Below are 19,667 nucleotides of genomic sequence, written 5' to 3'. Positions count from 1 at the left end.
CCCTTGGATCGGGCCCGCTTATTGCGCCGTAATAGCCCATAAGGGCCTGCGGTTCGGGCCCGGTGCGGGAGTTTTGACATGCGGTGGTGGTGGTTCATCGGAGTCGCACTGGTGGCGGGCGTTGCCCGCGGCGAAGACATCGTCGAGGTGCTGGAACGCTCACAACAAGTGCGCCTGGACGGCCTGCCCGCCGCACCGGTCGCCAGCGAGCGCGCCCAGAAAGTGCGCGACAGCTTCGACATGCTCGTGCGCACCCTCGGGCTGGAAGGCAGCGTCGAGCTGCGAGTGATCCGCGGCAGCACCCTGGCCGAGACCCTGCACGGTCGGGTGGTGGTCGCTAACGAAGCCATGGGCGACTGGCCCGAAGAAGATCGCCTGTTCGTGCTGGCGCACGAATTGGGTCACGTCGCGCTGGCGCACTGGTCGCAAATGGGCGTGATGTACCAGAAATGGGTGCCCGGCATGGTCACCCCGCAGCAGACCGACGCGGTCTCGGCGCTGCTGGGGCGCGAGGCCTCGCAGCTGGCTTACCAGCAGGAGTACGAGGCCGATGCCTTCGCGTCACGCACTCTGGAGGGGATGGGCGTCTCGCGGCAAGACGTGTTCTCCGTCTTCGTGCACCTCGGCCCGCGCAAGGACACGGCCACCCACCCCGGCACGCAGAAGCGCTTGGCCTCGTTGCGCGCGGCAGAGGCCAAGCCGACCGCGGCGCCTTGAGTAGGCTGAGCGGACTTCCTGAAGTCTGTCAGCAGCAGTCCCTAAGGCGACGCTGAATGAGTCCCTGCGAGGCGGCGCGCCTCGGTTTGGGATGGGCTGCAAGGCGCAAAGCGCAGCGATACCCGCAGGTATCGCGAGCATTTGCAACGCCGCAGACCGCCCCAAGCGAGGATGCGCCGTCCGCGAGGGACTTGTTCAGCGTTGCCTAAGCCTCAGGCCACCACGCGGAACGAACTCATCGCCTCGGTGAGCCGGCCCGACTGGCCCTTGAGCGACTGAGCCGCCGCCGCCAGCTCTTCCACCAACGCAGCGTTCTGCTGCGTCATCGTGTCGAGCTGCGAGATGGACTGGTGCACCTGGCCGATGCCGCTGCTCTGCGATTCGCCCGCTTCGGCAATGCCTTTGATCAGGCTCGCCACCTGGCTCACGCTGTCGACGATCTCACGCATCGTGCGGCCGGCGTCGGTGACGAGCTTCGAGCCGGCGTTGACCTTCTCCGTCGAGTCGCCGATCAGCGTCTTGATCTCGCGCGCGGCTGTGGAGCTGCGCTGCGCCAGGCTGCGCACCTCTTCGGCCACTACGGCAAAGCCCCGGCCCTGCTCGCCGGCACGTGCCGCCTCGACCGCTGCATTCAGCGCGAGGATGTTGGTCTGGTAGGCGATGCTGTCGATCACGCCGATGATCTCGCCGATCTTGCCGGCGCTGGTGTTGATCTCGTCCATGCGCACGATCACGTCCTGCATGGTCTGTGCGCCGCGCGCCGCGATCTCGCTCGACACGGTGACCACGCTGTGGGCCTCGCGCGTGCTTTCTGAATTGCTCTGCACCGTGGCGGCCAGCTGCGACATCGAGCTCGCCGTCTGCTGCAGCGCGCTTGCCTGCTGCTCGGTGCGGTTCGACAGGTCGGTGTTGCCGCTGGCGATCTCGTCGGAGGCGGTGTTCACGCTCTCCACCGTCTGCCGCACGTCGAGCACCATGGTGCGCAGCTTCTTGCGCATCGAGTTCAGCTCGGCACGCAGCCAGGAGATCTCGTCCTTGCCGTTGGACGTGATCTTGGTCTCGAGATCACCGCCGGCAATGCGGACCACGCACTGCACGGTCGATTCGACAGACTCCTTGATGCTGCCGCGGATCAGCCACCCGGCGAGCAAGGCCAGCGCGCACCCGACTGCCGCGCACAGGCCGAACCACCACGCGGCCGCGTCAGCGCGCTCGGTCAGTGAGGCGCGCAGCGCTGCATCGGTCGACTGGGCGTCGGCCGCCAAGCCCTGCACGAACCATGAGGCCGCAGCGCCCATCGAGAGCACGATCACGCCCATCAGGACGAAGCCGATCATGACTCGCCTGACCAGACTGACTTGCCGAATCCATTCCATGAACTTGTCTCCTTACTGCCGAGTTCGGACCCCACGGGGTGAGGCCAGCGTTCGGTCTGTAGCCAGGGAGGATAAGCCGACTCCTCCAAATCCGTGTACTGAGAAAAACGGAGAAACGGCCCTCAAATCTCCCTTTCAATCACGGGCCAAGCGGCTTGCACGGCATGTTCACGCAAGCTCGCATCCGGGCTCACCGCCACAGGGTGCGACACGGCTTGCAAGAGCGGAAGGTCACTCCTCGAATCGGAGTAGAACCACGATTGTTCGAAGGACCGCAGGCCCTCGGGCCATGGCGGCGTCTGTTTGGCGAGCCAGTCGAGCACGCGGGTCACCTTGTGTTCCCGGTAACAAGGCTCGCCGGCGATCTCGCCGGTCAGGAAGCCCCCCTTCTGCTCGGCTTCCGTCGACACCAGCTGCGTGATGCCGAAGAGGCGCGAAAAGGGTTCGGCAATGAAGCGCGTCGTCGCGGTGACGATGGCGCACAGGTCGCCCGCAGATCGGTGCCGCGCCACCAGCTCGTGCATGCTGCGCGGCACCTGCGGCGCCATCGCGGCTTCGAACTCGCGGCCCCAGGCGTCGATCTGCTGTCGGGGGTACACCGACAGCGGCGCCACGGTGACACGGTGCATGTCGTGGATGTCCAGCGTGCCGGCCACGTACTGGTGGCAATACCCGAGGTAGGTCTCCGGCGCCTCGGGCGGCAAGACGCCGCGTGCCACCAGGAAGCGCGTCCAGGCCATGCCGCTGTCGAAGGAGATCAGGGTGTGATCCAGGTCGAACAGCGCGAGGTTCATGGGTGCGTCACGCGGAGGCCAACTCGTGGGACAGCAGGTGCGCGGGCAACACGCCGCGCAGGGAATTGCACACCACGATCGCCTGTGCGCGGCGCAGATCCGCCATGCCGAGACTGCGCTCGACGGTGGCCCACCCCGGGTCGGCCAGCAGCCGCGCGCGCATCACGCCCGGCAAGGCGCCATCGCCGAGCGGCGGCGTGCACCAGCGGCCGTCGATCTGCAGGAACACCGAGCTCCGGCCTCCTTCGACCAGGCGGCCATCGGCGGTGAAGAAGAGGCTGTCGAACGCACCGGCCCGCTCGGCCGCTTGAACGCCGGCGTCGTAGTGCTGGCGCAGCGTGGTCTTGTGGGCTGCGAGGGGGTTGCACTCGGGCAGTGGCTGCGATGCAATCAGCACGCCGACCGGGCCTGCCGGCAGCGGCGCCAGCGGCGCATGGGTGATGGCAATCTGACCGTCATGTGCGAGCGCCACGCGCAGGCGCGACGGTGCCTTGGCCGGCAGCTCGGCGATGGTGGCATCCACCGCGGCGCGCACCTGCTCGCCGTCGAAAGCGAAACCGAGTGCCCGTGCACTGCGCTCCAGCCGGGCCAGGTGCTGGTCGAGGTGGCGCGCTTCGCCGCGCCGTGCCCACAGCGTCTCGAAGAGCTGGAAGCCGGGGTCGAGCCCGGTGAGGAAACGCGCTTTCAGCAAACACTCTTCGAATTCGTCGTCGGCGCGGCTGTCGAGCACGATGCCGGCGCCGACACCCAGGCGCGCTGGCCGCAGCCCGCGCTCTTCGGCGCCCAGCGTGAGCGTGCGGATGGCCACGCTCAGGCAGAAGTCGCCGATGCGTGCCTCGTTGGTGTCATCGCCCTGCGGCGCATCGACCCAGCCGATGGCGCCGCAATACAGCCCGCGCGGCGTCGTCTCCAAGCCCGCGATCAGCTCCATCGTGTGGTGCTTGGGCGCGCCGGTGATCGAGCCGCACGGGAACACCGCACGCAGCACGTCGGCAAAGCCCAGCTCGGGCTTCACCTGCGCGTTGACGGTCGATGTCATCTGGAACAGCGTGGCGTAGGGCTCGATCGAGAACAGCGCCGGCACCTTCACCGAGCCCGTCTGCGCGATGCGGCCGAGATCGTTGCGCAGCAGGTCGACGATCATCAAGTTCTCGGCGCGGTTCTTGATGTCGAGCGAGAGCAGGCGCGCGGTTTCGCTGTCGCTCTCGGGAGCATCGATGCGCGGTGCGGTGCCTTTCATCGGCCGCGCCGTCAGCAAGCCGCCGTCGTTGCGCAGAAAGAGTTCGGGCGAGCGTGACAGCACGTGCGTGGTGCCCACGCCTTCGCCTTCGGCGGGCAAGGCGATCAACGCGCCATAGGCCACCGGCTGTCTCGCACGCAGGCGCCGGTACAGATCCACCGGCGAACCATAGGCGTCGCCATGCAATCGATAGGTGTAGTTGACCTGGTAGGTCTCGCCCGCGCGAATGGCCTCGTGGATGCGGTCGATCGCCCGCGTGAAGCCCGGCCGGTCGACACTGGGCAGCAGGTTCATCACGCCGGAGGCGCCCTCGCCGCCGCGCGATGCCAACCACTCGGCCACCTCGTCGCTCGACAACCGCGCGAGGTCGCGGAACATCAGCACCCGCAGCGACGACGCATCGTTCGGCTGCAGCGCCGCATGCCCCGCCTTCATCAGCTTGGCGCCCCACTCGTAGTCGCCCAGCAGCACCGCATGCAGGCCGGCCCGCAAGTCTGCGTCCACCAAGGCCCACACCGCGTCGAGCGTCGACGGGTCGACGCAGCGGTGCTCACGCTCGAAGCCGGTGTAAAGCCGGCTCAGCGGATCGCCACGCGTCGCGTGGCAGTCATCGAGCAAAGCAAAGACATCGCTCATCGAGAGATCAGCTCCAGTCGTCCATGTCGTGTTTGATCTTGTGGCGGTTCGCGATGAGTTGATCGACGGACGGCTCATTGTTCAAGGCACGCTTGATCGCCAGCATCGTCGCCTCGTGGTTCGTGCGGTACATGTCTTTCTTATCGAGGTTCGGGTCCTTCGCGCAGCGCGGGTCGATCCACACCAGGCTGATGATGCAGAGCTCGTTGGCGATGTCTTTCGGGATCGTGCCGTCGATCAGGCAGTCGACCACCGCATCGGCGGTGGCGCTCTGCACCACGCCGCCGTAGAGGTCGATGTTGGCGAAGTCCTTCAGCGTGACCTTGGGCACGATGATCGTGGCCGGGCGCACGAGCTGATTGCAGGCGCGGATGGCAAACATCGCGGTGTGGCCCTTGCTCTGCGCCATCATGTTCGCGAAGGCCTGGCCGACCGGGCCGTCGGTGCGGCCGATCAGGATCTCGGGCATCGCGTCGGTGAACTGGCCTTCGCGGGCGAACACGGTGGCTTCGCCGGCGTGGAAGAGATAGTCCTTGCTCATGGTTCAGTGTCTCGGAGAGTTGAATGGAAAAGGGTGAGCTTACCGAGCCACGATGAGCTCGCCCCGGCCGTCTGACGCCAAGTCGCCCAGGTGGCGCTCGACGGCACGCGCCGGCAGCTGCGTGAACGGCCCGCCATGGCGCGCGAGGTCTCGTGCCAGCAGTTGCCAGAACACCCGCGCTTCGACCAGCGCCGGCACGAAAGTCATCGCGATGTCGGGCGCTGCCCCCGTGAACACCACGCTGCCGCGCCGCATGCCGTAGCCCACGTGCGCACCGACCTGCCCGCCGATGCCGATGGTGCCAGCCACCATGCGCGAGGCGGCAAAGTCGCCCACGTTGCCGAACACCAGTGCCGTGCCGCGCCGCATGCGGTCGCCGAAGCGTGCGCCGGCGTTGCCTTTCACGATGAGCGTGCCGCCGCGCATGCCGTCCACGCTGCCGGGCAAGGTGCTGGCTGCGAAATCGCCTGCATCGCCTTCGACGGTGAACTGACCGCCTGCCATTTCGCAGGCAGCGAGCAGGCCGGCATGGCCTTTCACCTGCAACTCACCGCCGCTCATGCAGCCGCCGGCGTAGTGGCCGGCCGGCCCGTTGACGGTGATGCGCCCGCTGGCCATCTGCCAGCCCACGCGGTCGAAGCGCGACAGGTCGCCTTCGAACGCCAGCGCGTCATCCTTGTCGTCTGCCTTGACGGTGAAGAACTCGCCCAGCGGCACCAGCGCATTGCCGTGGCCCACGCGCACCTGTTCGATCTGTGCAGGCGACAGCCCCGCAAGCGCGGCCGGCAGCACGCCCCGCATGTCCACGCGCAACGCAGGCGCCTGCCGCAGTGTCAAACGCCAGCCGCTCATGTGGATGCTCCCGCCGCGAGCAGCTTGCGCAAATGAAAGTGGAAGGGCCCGAGCTTGCCGCCGTAGTTGCCGGCGGAGATGCGCAGCAAGCCGCCGGCTGAGCCGAGCGCAATGCCGGCCTGCATGCCGGCGAGCATGGCCGCGCCCACATCGGCTTCGGTGAGGCCGTCGATCACGATCTCCATCACGCAGCGCGTTTCGGGCGTGATCTCGCTCTTGGCAGCGAGGCCATACAGGCTGGGGCAAAACGCATCGTTGGTCGACGCACTCAGCGTGGCGTACTTGCTGCCCACCTTGGAGCCGGAGCGCACCACGCCACCCGGGAACGGCATGATCACGTTGGGCAAGGCCTTCATTGCCGCGACCGCCGCCTCGGAGACTGCAAGCGCCGCATCGGTGTCGCGGCACAGCAGCAGCAGGTTGCCGCCGCCCACGCACTTCACCACCGCCGTCGTCTCCTGCGCGACGAACTCGCCGTCCATCACCGGGATGCGCCAGTAGCGCACGCCGTTGATCACCTTCGAGATCTGCCAGCCATCACCGAAGAAGCGCAGGTTCTTGCCGAGTGCAATGGCCTCGCCTTCAGCGATGCCGGCGAACACGGCCGTGGTCGGGCACGTCAGCACGCATTGGCCCACACGCCGCTCGACCTGCTTCGCCAACTCCTTGCCCGACATGGAGAAGATCAGCACGCTGACGCCCGGCCGGCCGTCGGGTGTTTCATCGCCGCTCAGCTCGCGCTCGATGCCGGCTTCGCAGCCGCAGGCGATCACCGAGGTGGCAAAGCCGGTGGCCGACACCGCCGCGTTCAAGGCCCAGGTCAAGTTGTGCGCCGTGATGATGAGGCGCGTGGCCTTCATCGGAAAAGCTTCGGCAAAGCTGTCGTCAATCGCAACGCCGTTTTCGATCATGCGGCCACCTCCGCAACGACGAAGCGACTCGATCCCGTGCGGCGTCGGCGGCTTGACCGCATTGCGCTGGTCGATCCCCCAAGGGGGCCCCTCGCCCTTCGCTTCATGTGGCCGCCTCAAAAAGAGCCGCAGGCAACAGCCGGCCGCCATTGCAGCAACTGCACAGCTCATCGTGGCTGATGGCCGCAGAGTCGAAGTTCACCGAACCATGAGATGCCATGTGTTTTCTCAGGTAGGTCTCGATGCCGCGGTCGTATTCCGGCTCGACGAAATGGGTGCCGCCCGTCGGCACAGCCATCACGCGGCCGGCGCGTGCGACCAGCGTGCCGTCTTTGTAGACATGCTCGGGCGTGCTGAACATGGCTTCGCGGTCGGCGTTCTCGCGGTACACCGCGATGTCGGCCGCCGCGCCCACGCCCAGGTGGCCGCGGTCTCGCAACCCAAGCAGCCGGGCCGGGCCAGCGCGGGTCATGATGGCAATCTCGTGCAGGCTCAGTTCGCGCGTGATCGAGCCGAGCGCGCTATTCGCCGCCACGTTGGGGTGGATCTTCGCGAGCTGCTCGTTGCGGAAGCTCTTGTCCATCAACAGGCGGATCAAGTGCGGGTAGCTGGTGAACGGCCCGCCGTTCGGGTGGTCGGTGGTCAGCGCCACGCGCCATGGGTCTTTCACGAGCAAGAAGATCTCCAGCCCGATGGCCCACTGCAAGGCGTTGACGTAGCTCTGCTCGCGGTAGCGGAAAGGCACGACACCACAGCCCGCATCGCACTCGATGTCGGCGCCGACCCACTTGCGCGGGCTCGCGAGGCCCGACTGCGCGTGCTGGCGCATGCTGTCGCCCGACGCGGTGACGGTCTGGCCGAACATGATCTGGCCGACGTCGATGCTGATGTTCGGGTTCGCATTAACCGCCTCGGCCAGCTGCAGCGCAGCCGACGAAAACTTCTTCGCGCCCTCGGTGCCGTAGGCGTGGAACTGCACATGCGTCAGGTGCGCCGGCAGGCCTTCGAGCGCGTCAATGGTGTCGAGCGTTGATTGAATGTTGCCCGCCACGCCCAGGTTGCTGCCATGGATGTGCAGCGGGTGCGGCACGCCGAGCTCGCGCAGCGCGCGCGCCAGCGTGTGCACCACCTGCCGCGGCGTCACCTGCCAGTGCACGTGGTTCTCGTCGACGTCGAGCTTGCGCTGGTTGAACTTGAAGGCCGAGATGCCAGCCGGGTTGACCACCTTCACGCCCATGGCCTTGCTGGCGCGGATGGTCCAGGCCATGTAGTCGCGGATGCGCTCGAAGTCCTGCTTCTCCGCCAGCATCTGCAAGAAGAGCTCGTCGTTGCCGAGCATCACGTAGGCGCCGTGGTCGAGCACGGGGATGTCGCCCATCTCCATGTGCGTGTGCCGCGCGTTCGACGGCATCATGGCCGGCTCAAAGGCCGCCGTGTAACCCATCTCCACATAGCGGTACCCGGTGGCCAGCGTGCCCGGCGTGCAGCCGTTGCACGAGGCCAGCTCCAGCAGGTTGTCGGGCAAGGCGTACGGGTTGGCGCCGTTGCGCTGCATCTCGGGCAGCAACAGGCGCGACAGGTTCACCTTGCCGCCGCCGATGTGCGTGTGCATGTCGATGCCGCCGGCCATCACGACGCAGCCGCTCGCGTCGACCTCTTCGTCGACGGGCTCCTGCGGCGCCAGCGCGACGATGCGGCCGTCGCGCACGCCGACGTCGCGCACGTCGGCACTGCTTCCGTTGGTTGGGTCGATCACGCGCCCACCGCGTAAGCGCAAACTGCTCATCAAACCTTCTCCAAGATGCGGTCGACCACGCTGGCCAGCGTCGGCAGCGTGTCTTCATACACCGCGTACAGCGGCAGCACCACCGAGCCGTCCGCGCGGAACAGATGCCCCGGCGAGCCGATGCCCGGCGTAGACACCGGGATGAACACCGAGGCCCGCGCTCTCGCCAGATCGGGATGGCCGAGCATGATGGTCGGCAGTGCCGTCGCAGGTAGCGCTACGTCGGGGTCGAAGCTCGACACCCACAGCAGGCTGTCGACCGCCTGGTCAGCCAGCAGGCGCTGCGCATCGAAGCACATCGGTTCGTGTTCCAGGCCGAGCGGCCCCGCGCGCGAGCGCAGCGGCAGGCCCGACATCCACCCAAACACCTGGTTCACCGTGCCTGCACCGTTGCCGCCACCCAGCCACATGGCCGCCGCGCGCGTGCTCATGTTGAGCGTGCCGACCGTGCGGTTCATGCTCTCGACGATCAAGGCGCCTTGCGCCGGCAGCTTGCGCGTCTCGCCGACGAACACCGCGTAGCGGGCCTGCTGCAAGCGCGTGGCCAGCGCCTTCAGCGCAGCCGGCGCTTCACGCACCGCGCGCCCGGACACCAGTGCCGACAGCGTGGCCACCGTCGCGAACAAGTCGCCTTGCAAGGGAATGGATTCGACGGTGACACCGGGACGCGTGGCCAGGCCCGCGAGCACCGCATCGTCGGCCGCGCTCGCGCCGATCACCACCACATGCCGCTTGGCGACCAGGGCCTCGCCCACGCCGCAGCGCTCGAAGAAGTTGGGTGCCTGCTCGACCGGCGTGCCGCCCACGCAGACGATCACGTCGGCGCGCGTTCGCACTTCGGCCAGCGTGGTGAAGAAGGCACCGCGGTCTTGCGAGGCCCGCAGCGTGGCCATCAGGGCCGTGCCTTCGGCAGCATCGGAGATGGCGCCCGTCTTGCACGCCAGGCGGTACAGCGCACGCGCGCCCGACACGTCGGTGCCCAGGCCGCCGAACAGCGGTTGGCGGCTGGCGGCGAGCAGCTTGGCGGCCGCGGCAACGGCCTCGTCGAGGGTGCAGTCTTTGCCATCCACTTGCGGCGAGGCCGTGCTGGGCTCGGCCGAGAACCGCGCCAGCGCGCGGCTGGCACAGGCGCAGCCGGTGCCCGACAGGGTCAAGGCACCCGAGGCATCGACCTGCACGGTCGAGGTGTCGCAAAGCAGCAGGCAGAACGGGCAGGTCCAGCGCGTGGCGCCAGCGCGCGGGATCACGGAGGTTTCGGTCATGTGCCCACTTTCACGCAAACGATGTGCCACGAGACAAGCCCGGGCAGCGGCGATTTTTCACTCGCTGCGCCGGCCAGAACCGAGACACTGTGTCGCGTTTCTGGCGGTTCGAAGGCCTTGCGGCTGCTGCGAGCCGCGGCATCGGCTGGCACGAAACGTGATGCATCGCCGGGTCATGAACGCATGTGCTTCATCCGCAGCAACCCTTAGAACCCCCCCTCAAACCGACAGGCGGGGCAGCTTCAGGTCGTGCAAGGCGCTGGCCACCAGCCAGGCCGATGCGTCGGCTTCGCGGGCCAAGGCCAGGTCGGCTTCGCTGTTGATGCCGCCGGCGCCGATGAGCTGGGTTTGCGGCGACCGCGCGGCCACTTCAAGCAGCGTGGCTACGTCGGGCCCGGTGCCGGCACCGACGCGCTCCAGCGTCATCACGATGACGCGCGGCGGCCACAGCGCGGGCGACTCCCAGCAGCCGGCCGGGTCCATGCGCTCGCCGTTGCGGCGGTCGAGCGACAGGATGCCGCGGCCCGGTGATGTGAACTGCGACGTGAAACACGCTTCGAGTGCCTTGCGCGAACGCAGCGATTCGCTGCCGAAGACCGGCACCAGGCGCTCTGCCATTGGCCCCAGCCCTGCACACAGGGCCTGGGCCTGCGACGCGTCGGCAAAGCCGGCGTCCAGCCACAGCTCGATGCCCGGCAAGGCCTCGAGAAGTTGCCGCACAACGGCGACGTGGCCCACCCCGCCTTGCAAGGCATCGAGGTCGGCGACATACAGCTGCCGCGCCGCGCTGTGTTCGCACAGGATGCGCGCGACGGTCAGCGGCTCGCTGCTCGCACACAGTGCCGAGACGATCGGTTGGTAATGCTGCCGATCACCACGCACGGCACGGACCACCTGGCCTTGCAGCAGGTCGATGACGGGAATCACATTCATGTGGGACGGACAGGAAGCATCGATGAAACATGTGTTCGTGTACGAGTATCTCAGCGGGGGCGGGCTGATCCCTTCTGCCCACGACCCTTCCATCAACGACGAAGCCGCTGCCGCCGAATTGCTGCCGCTGGGCTTGTCGATGCGCGACGCGCTGGCGCAAGACTTGTTGCAGGTCGACGGCGTGCAGTTGACGGTCGCCGCCAGCTCGCGCGCACCGCGCGTGCCGGGCAACGCGGAGCCGGTGCGGCCGCGCGCGGGCGAGTCGGCCTTCGATTTCGTGGCGCGCCAGGCCGCCTTGCATGACGTAGTCTGGATCGTCGCGCCCGAGACCGGCGGCCTGCTCGCGCAGATGCAGCAGCTGGTCGGCCCTGAACGCTGGCTGGGCTGTGCGGCACCCGCCATTGCCCTTGCCTCCGCCAAGCGCGCCACGCTGCTGCGACTGGCCGAGCATGGCGTGGCCACGCCGCTCGCCTTCGAACACGTGCCCGAGGTGCGGCGCTGGGTCGTCAAGCCCGACGACGGCGCGGGCGGCGTTGCCACCCACGTGCACAGCTCGCAAGACGACGCCATGGGCGACTGGGACCGCCGCTCCAAGGCCGGCAGCCCGATGGCCATCGAGCCCTGGGTCGAGGGCGAGCCGCTCAGCGTGTCGATGCTGTGCAAGGCGCATGGTGTCGAGATGCTCAGCGTCAACCGACAGCGCATTGCCATCGATGCCGAAGGCGCCCTGTCGTTCGAAGGGGTCGACGTGAACGCCATCGCGGTCGACAGCCACCGTGGCCGCGTGCTGTCTCGCCTCATCACGCAGGTGGTTGGCAGCGTGCCCGGCCTGCGCGGCTTCGTCGGCATCGACCTGGTGTGGCACCCGCGCTGCGGGCCGGTGGTGATCGAGGTCAACCCGCGGGTCACCTGCGCCTATGTGGGCCTGTCGGCCTCGCTCGGCCGCAACCTCGCTGCAGAGCTGCTTGCCGACCACGCGGCGGGGCGGCTCCATGGCTGAGCACACCGTGATCGGGTGGGACATCGGCGGCGCGCACGTCAAGGCCTGTTTGCTGCAGCAAGGCCGCGTGGTCGACGTGGCGCAATGGGCCTGCCCGCTGTGGCAAGGCATCGAGCACCTGGAGCGCGCGCTGCAGTCCGCACGCGAACGCTGGCCCGCGGCAGCGCAGGCTCGGCATGCGGTCACGATGACCGGCGAGATGGTCGACCTCTTCGAGCACCGCGAAGCAGGCGTGCAGCGCATTGCCGCGTTGCTGTGCGATGCCTGGCCCGCGCCATCGACGGTGCAGTTCTTTGCCGGCGACAAGGGCTGGTGCGGCCGTGATCGCGTGGGCCGGCTGTGGGAACACATCGCCTCGGCCAACTGGCTGGCCACCGCACAACACGCCGCGCGCGAGTTGGGCGAAGGTGTGCTCGTCGACATCGGCAGCACCACCACTGATGTCATCGCGTTCAAGGGCGGCCGCGTCGTCACGCACGCGCGCAGCGACGTGGAGCGCCTGGCCACCGGCGAGCTCGTCTACCAGGGCGTGGTGCGCACACCGCTGTGCGCGCTGGCGCACCAGATCCCGTGGCAGGGCAAGTCGCTCAACGTGATGAACGAATACTTCGCCACCGTGGCCGACGTGTACCGCCTCACCGGCGAGCTGAACCCGGCGCACGACCTCTACCCCAGCGCCGACAACGCGCCCAAAGACCTGCCCGCCACGCGCAAGCGCCTGGCCCGCATGATCGGCATGGACGCGCGCGACGCCAGCGAGGCCGAGTGGCTCGTCTTCGCGCATGCGTGGCGCGCCGCACAGGTGGCCGAGCTGGGCGAGCAGCTGCGCGGCGTGATGGCGCTGCATGCCATGTCGGCCGACGCCGTCGTTGTGAGCGCCGGCTGCGGTGACTTTCTCGTGAGCGACGTGCTCGCCCACAGCGCGATTTGCCCGGCGCCGGGCCGCCCCAAGCCGGGCAGCGCCCCTTGGGGGCAGGAGCGGAGCGACTGGGGGGCCGACCGTCCCTCGCGTGCCTGCCGCTCTTATGGCGCTGACCTCGCCCGCCTCGCGCCCCACGCCTCGGCAGACGCAGCCACCTGGGCACAGGTGTGCGCGCCCAGCGTGGCCGTGGCCATGCTGCTCGACATGGAGCTGCGCTGATGTGGATCGTGAAGCTCGGCGGCAGCCTGTGTGCCGATCCGATACTGCCGCAATGGCTCGACCTGCTGGCCCAGCTCGGCGGAGGCCGCGTCACGCTGGTCGGCGGCGGCGGCACCTTCGCCGACGAAGTGCGGCGCCTTCAATCGCACTGGCAGTTCAACGACCTCGCGGCGCACAACATGGCCGTGCTGGCCATGGCGCAGACGGCCTACCAGCTCAACGCGATGAACCCCACGCTGAAGCTCGCCAGCAGCCGCAGCGACATCCGCCGCGTGCTGCACAAGGGCCAGACCGCGCTGTGGCTGCCCTTCGAGCTGCAGCGAGAACAAGCCGATGCGCAGACCACGTGGGACGTCACCTCCGACAGCCTCGCACTCGACCTCGCTCGACGCCTGAACGCCGAACGCATGGTGGTGATCAAGTCATGCCGCATCGAACCCAAGGCCACGCTCGCGCAGCTGAGCGAAGAAGGCGTTGTCGACAAGCGCTTCGCATCCCTGGCGGAAGGGGCTGCGTTCCCGATCGAGATCCTGCACAAGGATGAGCTGGATGCGATGCGGGCGTTGCTGTTTGGGGAGATTCGGATGCTGGGGGTTTGAGGCGAGGCGCCTGAAAATCATGGCATTGGGAGTAGCGCGGGGAGCCTGACGGTTTGCTGAACCGTGGCTCGGCAATCAAAATGCACACTGGAGACTGCACGACAGCAGCAGCCCCAAAGTTCGAGGTACGTCTTCGGTCAGCGCATAACCCAAACGTCCCACGCCCCGCCAGAATTGGAGCGGGTCAGCCCAACTAAGGCTGATCCCATGCCAGTCACGGAATCCATTTGTGGAGCGCTCGGGACAACCCTCGGGTACTCCAAGTCCGCAGTCCCCTCGCCTGCCCCGAACAGCGCCAATTGCGTGACGCCCGGAGTTGTCTCCGCAGGCTTTGCCCCGGCTGCCCAGAAGCCAGAAGCGAGGCCCCGTGGAGGCACACGCTATGAGGGATCAAGGGAGCTGTTGGTATACCGGCCTGTCCCGACAGGCAACCAGTTGCGTAGGGCAGTCCACGCTGTCGCTCCAACACTGAGCCGACTTTCAACAAGCCCTTCATAGTTCCCTGTAGCGCTACGAGCGCGGGAAATCATGCGCAGGTCGCCTCCGGCACTACCGATGCATAACTGGATAAGACTTGCGAGACTGGCTCCGCCTGCGGAAACGACCCGCGCATGAGGGGCCCAGCGAACTGCAATGCAGCGTTTAGCCGCATCATGACGACCCACGATACAACTGAATCTCTTCGGGAGGGATATGAGAAAGATGTGCTTAGTTCTGGGCCTTGCTGCGGCTCTTTCATGCGGCATGACCCACGCGCAGCGACGGTTCCTTCCAGTCGTAGACCTGGTGGACGTGCCGGTCTCGATAGCCAATAAAAAGGCCCTTTCAGTTGACCAAGTCCGCGCTGCCATCATCGCGGCCGCGCTTGCCGCTCAATGGGACGTTGAGCCTATGAGCGACGGAAGCATGGTACTAAGTACCCTGCGAGACATGGAGTACCGCATCACGATGCGTGCCACATACACGCCGACAACATACTCGTTGACTTATGTCAGCAGCCAGAACCTCAAGACGTTAAAGGCTGATGACTACATTCCAATCAAGCACGGTGAAACGCTGGAAAACTATGCAAAGACTTGGAGGGAGACCCGGGGAGCACTGCAGCCCGAGTACACGTACGCAGTAAATCGAGCTGACCTGTCTATCCACCCGACCTACGAGTTGCTGGTTTATGAGCTTTCCGCTGGGGTACGACGGCACTTGCGGCTAGTGCAATGACTGGAGTAGCCATGAATCATTTGCAAACCACGTGGCGCCTCTTTTCAAGCTCGATATTTGGGCGCCCAGGCATGTCAAACACGGAGCGCTTCGCCGCTGCTGGTTTGAAGCTTTTGGCTATCAGCGTGCTCGCCGTATGGACGGTCATGGCCGTGTACTTCTGGAAATTCGCGCCTGGTCATTGGTTTGAGTTGTCGTCCAACGGCGCAGATTGGAACAACTTCGGTACCTTCTTCGGCGGCATGCTTGGGCCATTCTTTGGGTTTCTGGCATTTGGAGGAGTGCTGTTCACAGTTGTCCTGCAAGCACAACAGATTGATTCGGCCAGTGAACGCGGGGAACTTGAAGAGATACAGCGCGTTATGGCGAGCCTTTGGAGTCGGATTGACGATGGTTTCCAGAAGCAACCCTGCGGCGACTATCGGCGGTTCGAGCACATCGAAACCCCAAGAACCTTGTTCGATGTGCTGAGGGGCGTGGGTAACACTGCTATTGAAGAACTTTCCCACAACACCGCTCGATCGGAAGGCTCGCGGCGAATCAACAACGCCATGTACGACTTGTGCAGGCAAGAGCTTCAGCAAACTCGAGTTGATTTCAACTCTCTCGGGTGGTGCATATCGCGATTCAAGGCAAAAGGAGGCAGCGCCGATGTCGTCACTTTCTACGTCGATCGCTACGTCGTCCCGGTGATGTGGTTGTATGCCTTGGCAGCGCCTCTAGACGAACATGTAGTCGAGGCATTCAAGCCTGATCAAACCTTGAAGGCGGTTCTAGCGTCGGAGTCGGCGCAGGAACATTCGGTGTAGCACCGTAGCCGCGGGGTCCGTTCGCCAGACTTCGTGTCAACAAGATCGAAAGGGGAGGCATTGAGCACCGGGAAATCACAAGTCAGACCCTGGTATCACGATCCTTGGGAATGGTTGCTTCGAGTTCTGGTCTGCAGCCTTGCCGCAACTGGGGTGCTGTTAGCGCTTCTGCGAGATGCCGAGTCATGGAAGCAGTTTTGGGATTCAATTTCTGGGCAAACCGCAGCGGCCTGGATTCAAGCATTCGGTTCGATCACAGCGATCTTGGGTGCAGTGTTCGTGGCGTCGCTGCAAATGAGGGACGCGCGGGACAAGGAACTACGGCTCGCCAACTTCAACATGATCAAGCGATACGTTGCAATTCGGTCGATTGCTCAACGTGTTGGCTATTACTGCAAGGTAATGGATGCACACTTTGCGAACTGCCCTCCAGGCAAGGAGCTCGACGTCTTCTCTCTCCCGGAGTTCCTCGAGTTCTCGGAATACAAGGAACTGGTGCAGGGCTTTGATCTCGTTGAGATGCCTCGTCCAGTGCTGATCGAGCAGATGAGTAGTCTCGCGTCATATCTAGGTCGCGCAGCACGAGCGGTTGCCAGCACAAACTCTCAGCTCAAGAGCGGAGTGCCGCTCAATCCTCAACTGTGGCCGGTTCTAATCATGCAAGTTGGTGACGCAAAACTCGAGGCAATTGAGTTGTTTCACGAATGCAATCGAGGACTTGTCGATCTAAATGCCAATCACCTAGTCAGAGAGCTTCACAGCCTCTTTGATGAACCGGTTGTTTAGGCGCTGTACGGAACAGTGGAACAGAAGCGCATCGCCATGTACCAGCCCGCCATTGGCTACGACGAGCGTTCGCCGGGTTAAGGGCGCTGTGAGGCTGATGACCATCGCCGCCTTCAGTGAGCTGAAGGCGGCTTGGACATTCGTTTTTGGAGCCTTACCGTGATGACGGAGTCAATTCTGGCAGTGCATTACTCGATCGGGCACTGTCAGATGTTGCAGTGTCGGGACCTGATTTGAGCGAAAGAGCACGCTCCGAGGACCCAATTGGCGCGTCGGAGGCACCCGGGGACGGCACTGAGGCCGCCGCTACATGCCCGTGCAGCCGTTCAGCCAACGCGCGCACGCGCTGCACATCGAGCGCCGAGCTGCGGTCGCTGGAGCAAACCGCACTGCGAAAACCGGCGAAGTCGGGTGCCAGCTGCTGCAGCTCGGGCAGATGCGGTGTGCGCAAGGCGCCAGCCAGGCCAACCAGCTTGCCGGCTTCGCGGACGCTGCGTGCGAAGCGCTGCAAGTCGCCCGGGGCGACGCAATCGAACAGGCTCCCGCGCAGCTTGTCGGCGGTATCGGCCATCACCGCCGGGAAGCGCAGGCGGCAGGCGTGGGCGACGAGGTCGGCGTCGATGCCGCGGTCGGCGATGAACACCGGCACGATGGCCAGGCCGGTGGCGTCGAGCATGTTCAGCACTTCTGCGGCCTCTGGGGTGCGCTCGATGCCGACCTTCACGTAGTCGACACCACAGGCGGCCACGGCTTGGGTTGCGGCGGCGATGCGGCCGATCTGGCTCATCGACACGTCACCGATGGTGGCGCTGAGCGGCAGATCGATGGCGTGCTGGCGCAGCGCCGCCACGATGGCCCGGACGGTCGCCACCGGCAGGCCGCCCAGCGCGCCGTCGCGCGGCTCCTTCAAGTCGATGAAATCGACGCCGCCTTCTGCGGCGAGCAAGGCCTCGGCCTCGCTGCGAACACTGACCAGCAGGCGCATCAGGACGGCTCCGCCACCTTGGCGCGGTGCTTGGCGATCGCCTCGCGCAGCCAGCTCCAGGCTTCTTTCTCCGCCGAGCCGGCGGTCTTGTCGATGGCGATCTGCAGGTAGGCCATTTCACTGTCGATCTTCTCGGCCGACAGCATGTGCAGGCGGCTCACGAGCACCGACCCTTCGACCACTGCGGCCTGTGCGCGGTTGAAGCCCATGAAGGGCGCGTGGAGGCCTTCGTGCACACGCGCCATCTGCAGCACCGGGCGCTGCGGGTCGTCGCGCCGCCGCTCCAGTTGCAGCTCGATGTGGCCGAGCGCGTTGGCGAGCCGCGAGCCCTTGACCTTGTCGGCCGGCACCAGCGGCCACGTCTTTCGGCCGGTGACGCAGCCGGCGAACACGCGCGTGTCGGTCAGCAGGTTGAGCACCGCGAATTGCGTCGCGATGATGTTCTCGTGCGTGGTCGATGGCTTGAAGGGCATCAGCACCACATGCGCGTCTTGGTAGCGCACGCCCATCGGCGCCACGTGCGGCACGCCGTCGACCGACACCGTCGTCACCACCGTCTCGAAGATCATGTCATTCATGTGTGAACCCCTCGTCAGATGAATACATCAGCCGATCCCCCGAGGGGAGCCGGCCGGCTTGGGACGGCCCGGCGCTCGGCCGGTGAATGTCCCCCTTCATGGTTTGCTCCTTGCGTTGCCCGTCACCATAGTCGCCCCCGGCGCACACCAGCTGTTGAGATCTTGCGCCTTGTTCTCGGCCGCCACGCCCCAATCGAGCGGCTGGTCTTGTACGTAACGTTTGCCGAGCTTCCACGCGATCTCGGCATGCGCCAGCTCCACGCCCATGTAGAAGGCATGCGCGGCATCGTCTTCGAGCTTGAGCTGCGGCCACAGCTCGAAGGCGCCCTGCCCCAGTCGCAGCCCGTCGCGGTTGTAGACGTGCAGGCCGAGCGGCGACACCTGCACGCGAAAGTTCGGGTCGCGCACCAGGGCCGCGGTGTCCGCGATCTCTTGCGGCGTGTCGGGGAACGGGTGCTTGGCGTGCACCGTCATCAGCTTGTCGCTGATGCCCTTGGGCAGGCTGCTGTGGCGAGCTGCGGCATGCATGATGCGGCGCGCCCAGTCGGCCTCGCGCACGGCGCGGCGCGCATGGTTGCTGACCTGCGTGGTGAGCACCGCCGCCACGTTGAGCTCGGCCGCAATGCCGAACAGCACGGCGTTGATGCCGCTGGTGTCGGCCTCGGTGAGCTCGGTCACGTTGCCGATGCCCATCATGATCGGCGCCTCGGGAAAGCGCTCGCGCAGGCGGTGGTAGCGCACGATGGAGCCGGTGAGCCCGAACGGAATCGGGTCGAGGATGGAATCGGCGAAGAAGGGCTTGCCCATCGCCTGCATCTGCTCCACGGCTTCGAACAGCGAGGCTTCGTCGGCCGGCGTGCGCGGGATCAGCACCGGCACGGAGTCGACTTCGCCGGCCACCCACAGCGTGTCGAGCGTGAGGCTCAGTAAATAGTCGGCACCGGCCTGGCCGCCACGCAGCAGCTCTTGTGCGTCGTTCGAGTCGACGCTCACCGAGAAGCCTTCGGCCTTGAGCGCCTTCACGCTGTCGACCAGGTGATCGAAGCGCGTGGCGGGCAGGCTGCCGAGGTCGATCACGTCGGCACCGTCGGCCTTGAGTTGCCGCGCGCGTTCAAGAATGCCATCGACCGACAGGCGAGGCGCGTCGACGATCTCGGCAAAGATGGCGACCTCGTACTCGCTCAGGTCCATGGGCTTGGCGGCGCGGTTGAAGAACAGCGGCAGGTCTTTCAGTTCTTCAGGGCCGCGTTGCACCGGGATGCCGTAGTGCTGCGTCAGCGCATCGAGGTCACCACGGCAACGGCCGGGCACGAGGATGCGGTCGGCCTTCACCGGGCCGGGGATGCGGCGGGCAATCATCTCGGCTGTCATCAGCGCAGCCACCTGCAGACCGAGTTCGCGAACCTCCCAGGTGAATGGCGCCGACTCGATGCCGTTCAGCACGCGCTCGAGGCTCGGCTGCGCGAGACGGCCAGTCAGGAAGACGATGTGTTCCATTTCAGC

At 66.0% G+C, this 19,667-nt stretch carries 19 protein-coding genes; 7 read left to right on the top strand and 12 right to left on the bottom strand.

Features of this window, described 5'->3' with window-relative positions; all coding sequences use genetic code 11:
* Positions 1 to 78: 78 nt before the first annotated feature.
* Positions 79 to 717: a M48 family metalloprotease gene (locus AC1DYS_RS24195; protein ID WP_477903908.1), complete on the top strand. Its 639-nt coding sequence runs from the start codon at positions 79 to 81 to the stop codon at positions 715 to 717.
* Between the two features lie 212 nt (positions 718 to 929).
* On the opposite strand, the gene AC1DYS_RS24190 is transcribed toward AC1DYS_RS24195, so the two are convergent.
* From AC1DYS_RS24190 to AC1DYS_RS24150, 9 genes are all read right to left on the bottom strand, one after another.
* Positions 930 to 2,054 carry a methyl-accepting chemotaxis protein gene (locus tag AC1DYS_RS24190; protein WP_477903906.1) on the bottom strand — a complete coding sequence of 375 codons (1,125 nt, stop codon included), beginning with the start codon at positions 2,052 to 2,054 and terminating at the stop codon, positions 930 to 932.
* 161 nt (positions 2,055 to 2,215) lie between these two features.
* On the bottom strand, positions 2,216 to 2,887 hold the full coding sequence (locus AC1DYS_RS24185) for an HAD family hydrolase (protein ID WP_477903904.1): 672 nt from the start codon (positions 2,885 to 2,887) through the stop codon (positions 2,216 to 2,218).
* Between the two features lie 7 nt (positions 2,888 to 2,894).
* The gene (pabB, locus tag AC1DYS_RS24180) at positions 2,895 to 4,763 is read right to left on the bottom strand and encodes an aminodeoxychorismate synthase component I (RefSeq protein ID WP_477903902.1); all 1,869 of its coding nucleotides are present in this window, start codon (positions 4,761 to 4,763) and stop codon (positions 2,895 to 2,897) included.
* Between the two features lie 7 nt (positions 4,764 to 4,770).
* Complete coding sequence (gene fae, locus AC1DYS_RS24175; protein ID WP_477903900.1) at positions 4,771 to 5,304, bottom strand: formaldehyde-activating enzyme; 534 nt, start codon at positions 5,302 to 5,304, stop codon at positions 4,771 to 4,773.
* A gap of 39 nt (positions 5,305 to 5,343) precedes the next feature.
* Positions 5,344 to 6,156, bottom strand: a complete 813-nt coding sequence (locus AC1DYS_RS24170) for a formylmethanofuran dehydrogenase subunit C (RefSeq protein WP_477903898.1) — start codon at positions 6,154 to 6,156, stop codon at positions 5,344 to 5,346.
* Positions 6,153 to 7,067: a formylmethanofuran--tetrahydromethanopterin N-formyltransferase gene (fhcD, locus tag AC1DYS_RS24165; protein WP_477903896.1), complete on the bottom strand. Its 915-nt coding sequence runs from the start codon at positions 7,065 to 7,067 to the stop codon at positions 6,153 to 6,155. Before fhcD ends, AC1DYS_RS24170 begins: the two co-directional genes overlap by 4 nt.
* 103 nt (positions 7,068 to 7,170) lie before the next feature.
* Positions 7,171 to 8,853 carry a formylmethanofuran dehydrogenase subunit A gene (locus tag AC1DYS_RS24160; protein ID WP_477903894.1) on the bottom strand — a complete coding sequence of 561 codons (1,683 nt, stop codon included), beginning with the start codon at positions 8,851 to 8,853 and terminating at the stop codon, positions 7,171 to 7,173.
* Positions 8,853 to 10,115: a molybdopterin-binding domain-containing protein gene (locus tag AC1DYS_RS24155; RefSeq protein WP_477903892.1), complete on the bottom strand. Its 1,263-nt coding sequence runs from the start codon at positions 10,113 to 10,115 to the stop codon at positions 8,853 to 8,855. Before AC1DYS_RS24155 ends, AC1DYS_RS24160 begins: the two co-directional genes overlap by 1 nt.
* Positions 10,116 to 10,334: 219 nt before the next feature.
* Positions 10,335 to 11,048, bottom strand: coding sequence for a HisA/HisF-related TIM barrel protein (locus AC1DYS_RS24150; protein WP_477903890.1), 714 nt, complete (start codon positions 11,046 to 11,048; stop codon positions 10,335 to 10,337).
* A 22-nt stretch (positions 11,049 to 11,070) separates the two neighbouring features.
* On the opposite strand from AC1DYS_RS24150, the gene AC1DYS_RS24145 reads away from it, so the two are divergent.
* The 6 genes from AC1DYS_RS24145 (at position 11,071) to AC1DYS_RS24120 (ending at position 16,601) form a co-directional block, all read left to right on the top strand.
* Positions 11,071 to 12,048, top strand: a complete 978-nt coding sequence (locus AC1DYS_RS24145; RefSeq protein ID WP_477903888.1) for an ATP-grasp domain-containing protein — start codon at positions 11,071 to 11,073, stop codon at positions 12,046 to 12,048.
* Entirely contained in the window at positions 12,041 to 13,189 is a 1,149-nt protein-coding gene (locus AC1DYS_RS24140; protein WP_477903886.1) for a hydantoinase/oxoprolinase family protein, read from the top strand. Before AC1DYS_RS24145 ends, AC1DYS_RS24140 begins: the two co-directional genes overlap by 8 nt.
* The gene (locus tag AC1DYS_RS24135; protein WP_477903884.1) at positions 13,189 to 13,788 is read left to right on the top strand and encodes an amino acid kinase family protein; all 600 of its coding nucleotides are present in this window, start codon (positions 13,189 to 13,191) and stop codon (positions 13,786 to 13,788) included. The genes AC1DYS_RS24140 and AC1DYS_RS24135 overlap by 1 nt, the downstream gene beginning before the upstream one ends.
* A 744-nt stretch (positions 13,789 to 14,532) precedes the next feature.
* A complete protein-coding gene (locus AC1DYS_RS24130) occupies positions 14,533 to 15,006 on the top strand; it encodes a hypothetical protein (RefSeq protein ID WP_477903882.1) in 474 nt (157 codons plus the stop codon).
* An 11-nt stretch (positions 15,007 to 15,017) separates the two neighbouring features.
* Positions 15,018 to 15,815: a hypothetical protein gene (locus AC1DYS_RS24125; protein WP_477903880.1), complete on the top strand. Its 798-nt coding sequence runs from the start codon at positions 15,018 to 15,020 to the stop codon at positions 15,813 to 15,815.
* A 60-nt stretch (positions 15,816 to 15,875) separates the two neighbouring features.
* Entirely contained in the window at positions 15,876 to 16,601 is a 726-nt protein-coding gene (locus tag AC1DYS_RS24120) for a hypothetical protein (protein ID WP_477903878.1), read from the top strand.
* A 154-nt stretch (positions 16,602 to 16,755) separates the two neighbouring features.
* Here the strand turns inward: AC1DYS_RS24120 and AC1DYS_RS24115 are convergent, their stop codons facing one another.
* From AC1DYS_RS24115 to AC1DYS_RS24105, 3 genes are all read right to left on the bottom strand, one after another.
* On the bottom strand, positions 16,756 to 17,586 hold the full coding sequence (locus tag AC1DYS_RS24115) for a (5-formylfuran-3-yl)methyl phosphate synthase (protein ID WP_477903876.1): 831 nt from the start codon (positions 17,584 to 17,586) through the stop codon (positions 16,756 to 16,758).
* Positions 17,586 to 18,155, bottom strand: coding sequence for a DUF447 domain-containing protein (locus tag AC1DYS_RS24110; protein ID WP_477904172.1), 570 nt, complete (start codon positions 18,153 to 18,155; stop codon positions 17,586 to 17,588). Before AC1DYS_RS24110 ends, AC1DYS_RS24115 begins: the two co-directional genes overlap by 1 nt.
* 105 nt (positions 18,156 to 18,260) lie before the next feature.
* Positions 18,261 to 19,661: a DUF6513 domain-containing protein gene (locus tag AC1DYS_RS24105; RefSeq protein ID WP_477903874.1), complete on the bottom strand. Its 1,401-nt coding sequence runs from the start codon at positions 19,659 to 19,661 to the stop codon at positions 18,261 to 18,263.
* Positions 19,662 to 19,667 lie beyond the last annotated feature (6 nt).

This window comes from Rhizobacter sp. P2_G4 (assembly GCF_056403575.1).
Note: the sequence above shows the minus strand (reverse complement) of the source record. Positions and strands in the feature narration are given on the sequence as shown.

What these genes read in the sequence shown, in the direction of transcription:
- AC1DYS_RS24195 (WP_477903908.1), top strand. Translation starts at nt 79, where the DNA reads ATGCGGTGGTGGTGGTTCATCGGAGTCGCACTGGTGGCGGGCGTTGCC.
- AC1DYS_RS24190 (WP_477903906.1), bottom strand. Translation starts at nt 2,054, where the DNA reads ATGATCGGCTTCGTCCTGATGGGCGTGATCGTGCTCTCGATGGGCGCT.
- AC1DYS_RS24185 (WP_477903904.1), bottom strand. Translation starts at nt 2,887, where the DNA reads ATGAACCTCGCGCTGTTCGACCTGGATCACACCCTGATCTCCTTCGAC.
- pabB (WP_477903902.1), bottom strand. Translation starts at nt 4,763, where the DNA reads ATGAGCGATGTCTTTGCTTTGCTCGATGACTGCCACGCGACGCGTGGC.
- fae (WP_477903900.1), bottom strand. Translation starts at nt 5,304, where the DNA reads ATGAGCAAGGACTATCTCTTCCACGCCGGCGAAGCCACCGTGTTCGCC.
- AC1DYS_RS24170 (WP_477903898.1), bottom strand. Translation starts at nt 6,156, where the DNA reads ATGAGCGGCTGGCGTTTGACACTGCGGCAGGCGCCTGCGTTGCGCGTG.
- fhcD (WP_477903896.1), bottom strand. Translation starts at nt 7,067, where the DNA reads ATGATCGAAAACGGCGTTGCGATTGACGACAGCTTTGCCGAAGCTTTT.
- AC1DYS_RS24160 (WP_477903894.1), bottom strand. Translation starts at nt 8,853, where the DNA reads ATGAGCAGTTTGCGCTTACGCGGTGGGCGCGTGATCGACCCAACCAAC.
- AC1DYS_RS24155 (WP_477903892.1), bottom strand. Translation starts at nt 10,115, where the DNA reads ATGACCGAAACCTCCGTGATCCCGCGCGCTGGCGCCACGCGCTGGACC.
- AC1DYS_RS24150 (WP_477903890.1), bottom strand. Translation starts at nt 11,048, where the DNA reads ATGAATGTGATTCCCGTCATCGACCTGCTGCAAGGCCAGGTGGTCCGT.
- AC1DYS_RS24145 (WP_477903888.1), top strand. Translation starts at nt 11,071, where the DNA reads ATGAAACATGTGTTCGTGTACGAGTATCTCAGCGGGGGCGGGCTGATC.
- AC1DYS_RS24140 (WP_477903886.1), top strand. Translation starts at nt 12,041, where the DNA reads ATGGCTGAGCACACCGTGATCGGGTGGGACATCGGCGGCGCGCACGTC.
- AC1DYS_RS24135 (WP_477903884.1), top strand. Translation starts at nt 13,189, where the DNA reads ATGTGGATCGTGAAGCTCGGCGGCAGCCTGTGTGCCGATCCGATACTG.
- AC1DYS_RS24130 (WP_477903882.1), top strand. Translation starts at nt 14,533, where the DNA reads ATGACCCACGCGCAGCGACGGTTCCTTCCAGTCGTAGACCTGGTGGAC.
- AC1DYS_RS24125 (WP_477903880.1), top strand. Translation starts at nt 15,018, where the DNA reads ATGAATCATTTGCAAACCACGTGGCGCCTCTTTTCAAGCTCGATATTT.
- AC1DYS_RS24115 (WP_477903876.1), bottom strand. Translation starts at nt 17,586, where the DNA reads ATGCGCCTGCTGGTCAGTGTTCGCAGCGAGGCCGAGGCCTTGCTCGCC.
- AC1DYS_RS24110 (WP_477904172.1), bottom strand. Translation starts at nt 18,155, where the DNA reads ATGATCTTCGAGACGGTGGTGACGACGGTGTCGGTCGACGGCGTGCCG.
- AC1DYS_RS24105 (WP_477903874.1), bottom strand. Translation starts at nt 19,661, where the DNA reads ATGGAACACATCGTCTTCCTGACTGGCCGTCTCGCGCAGCCGAGCCTC.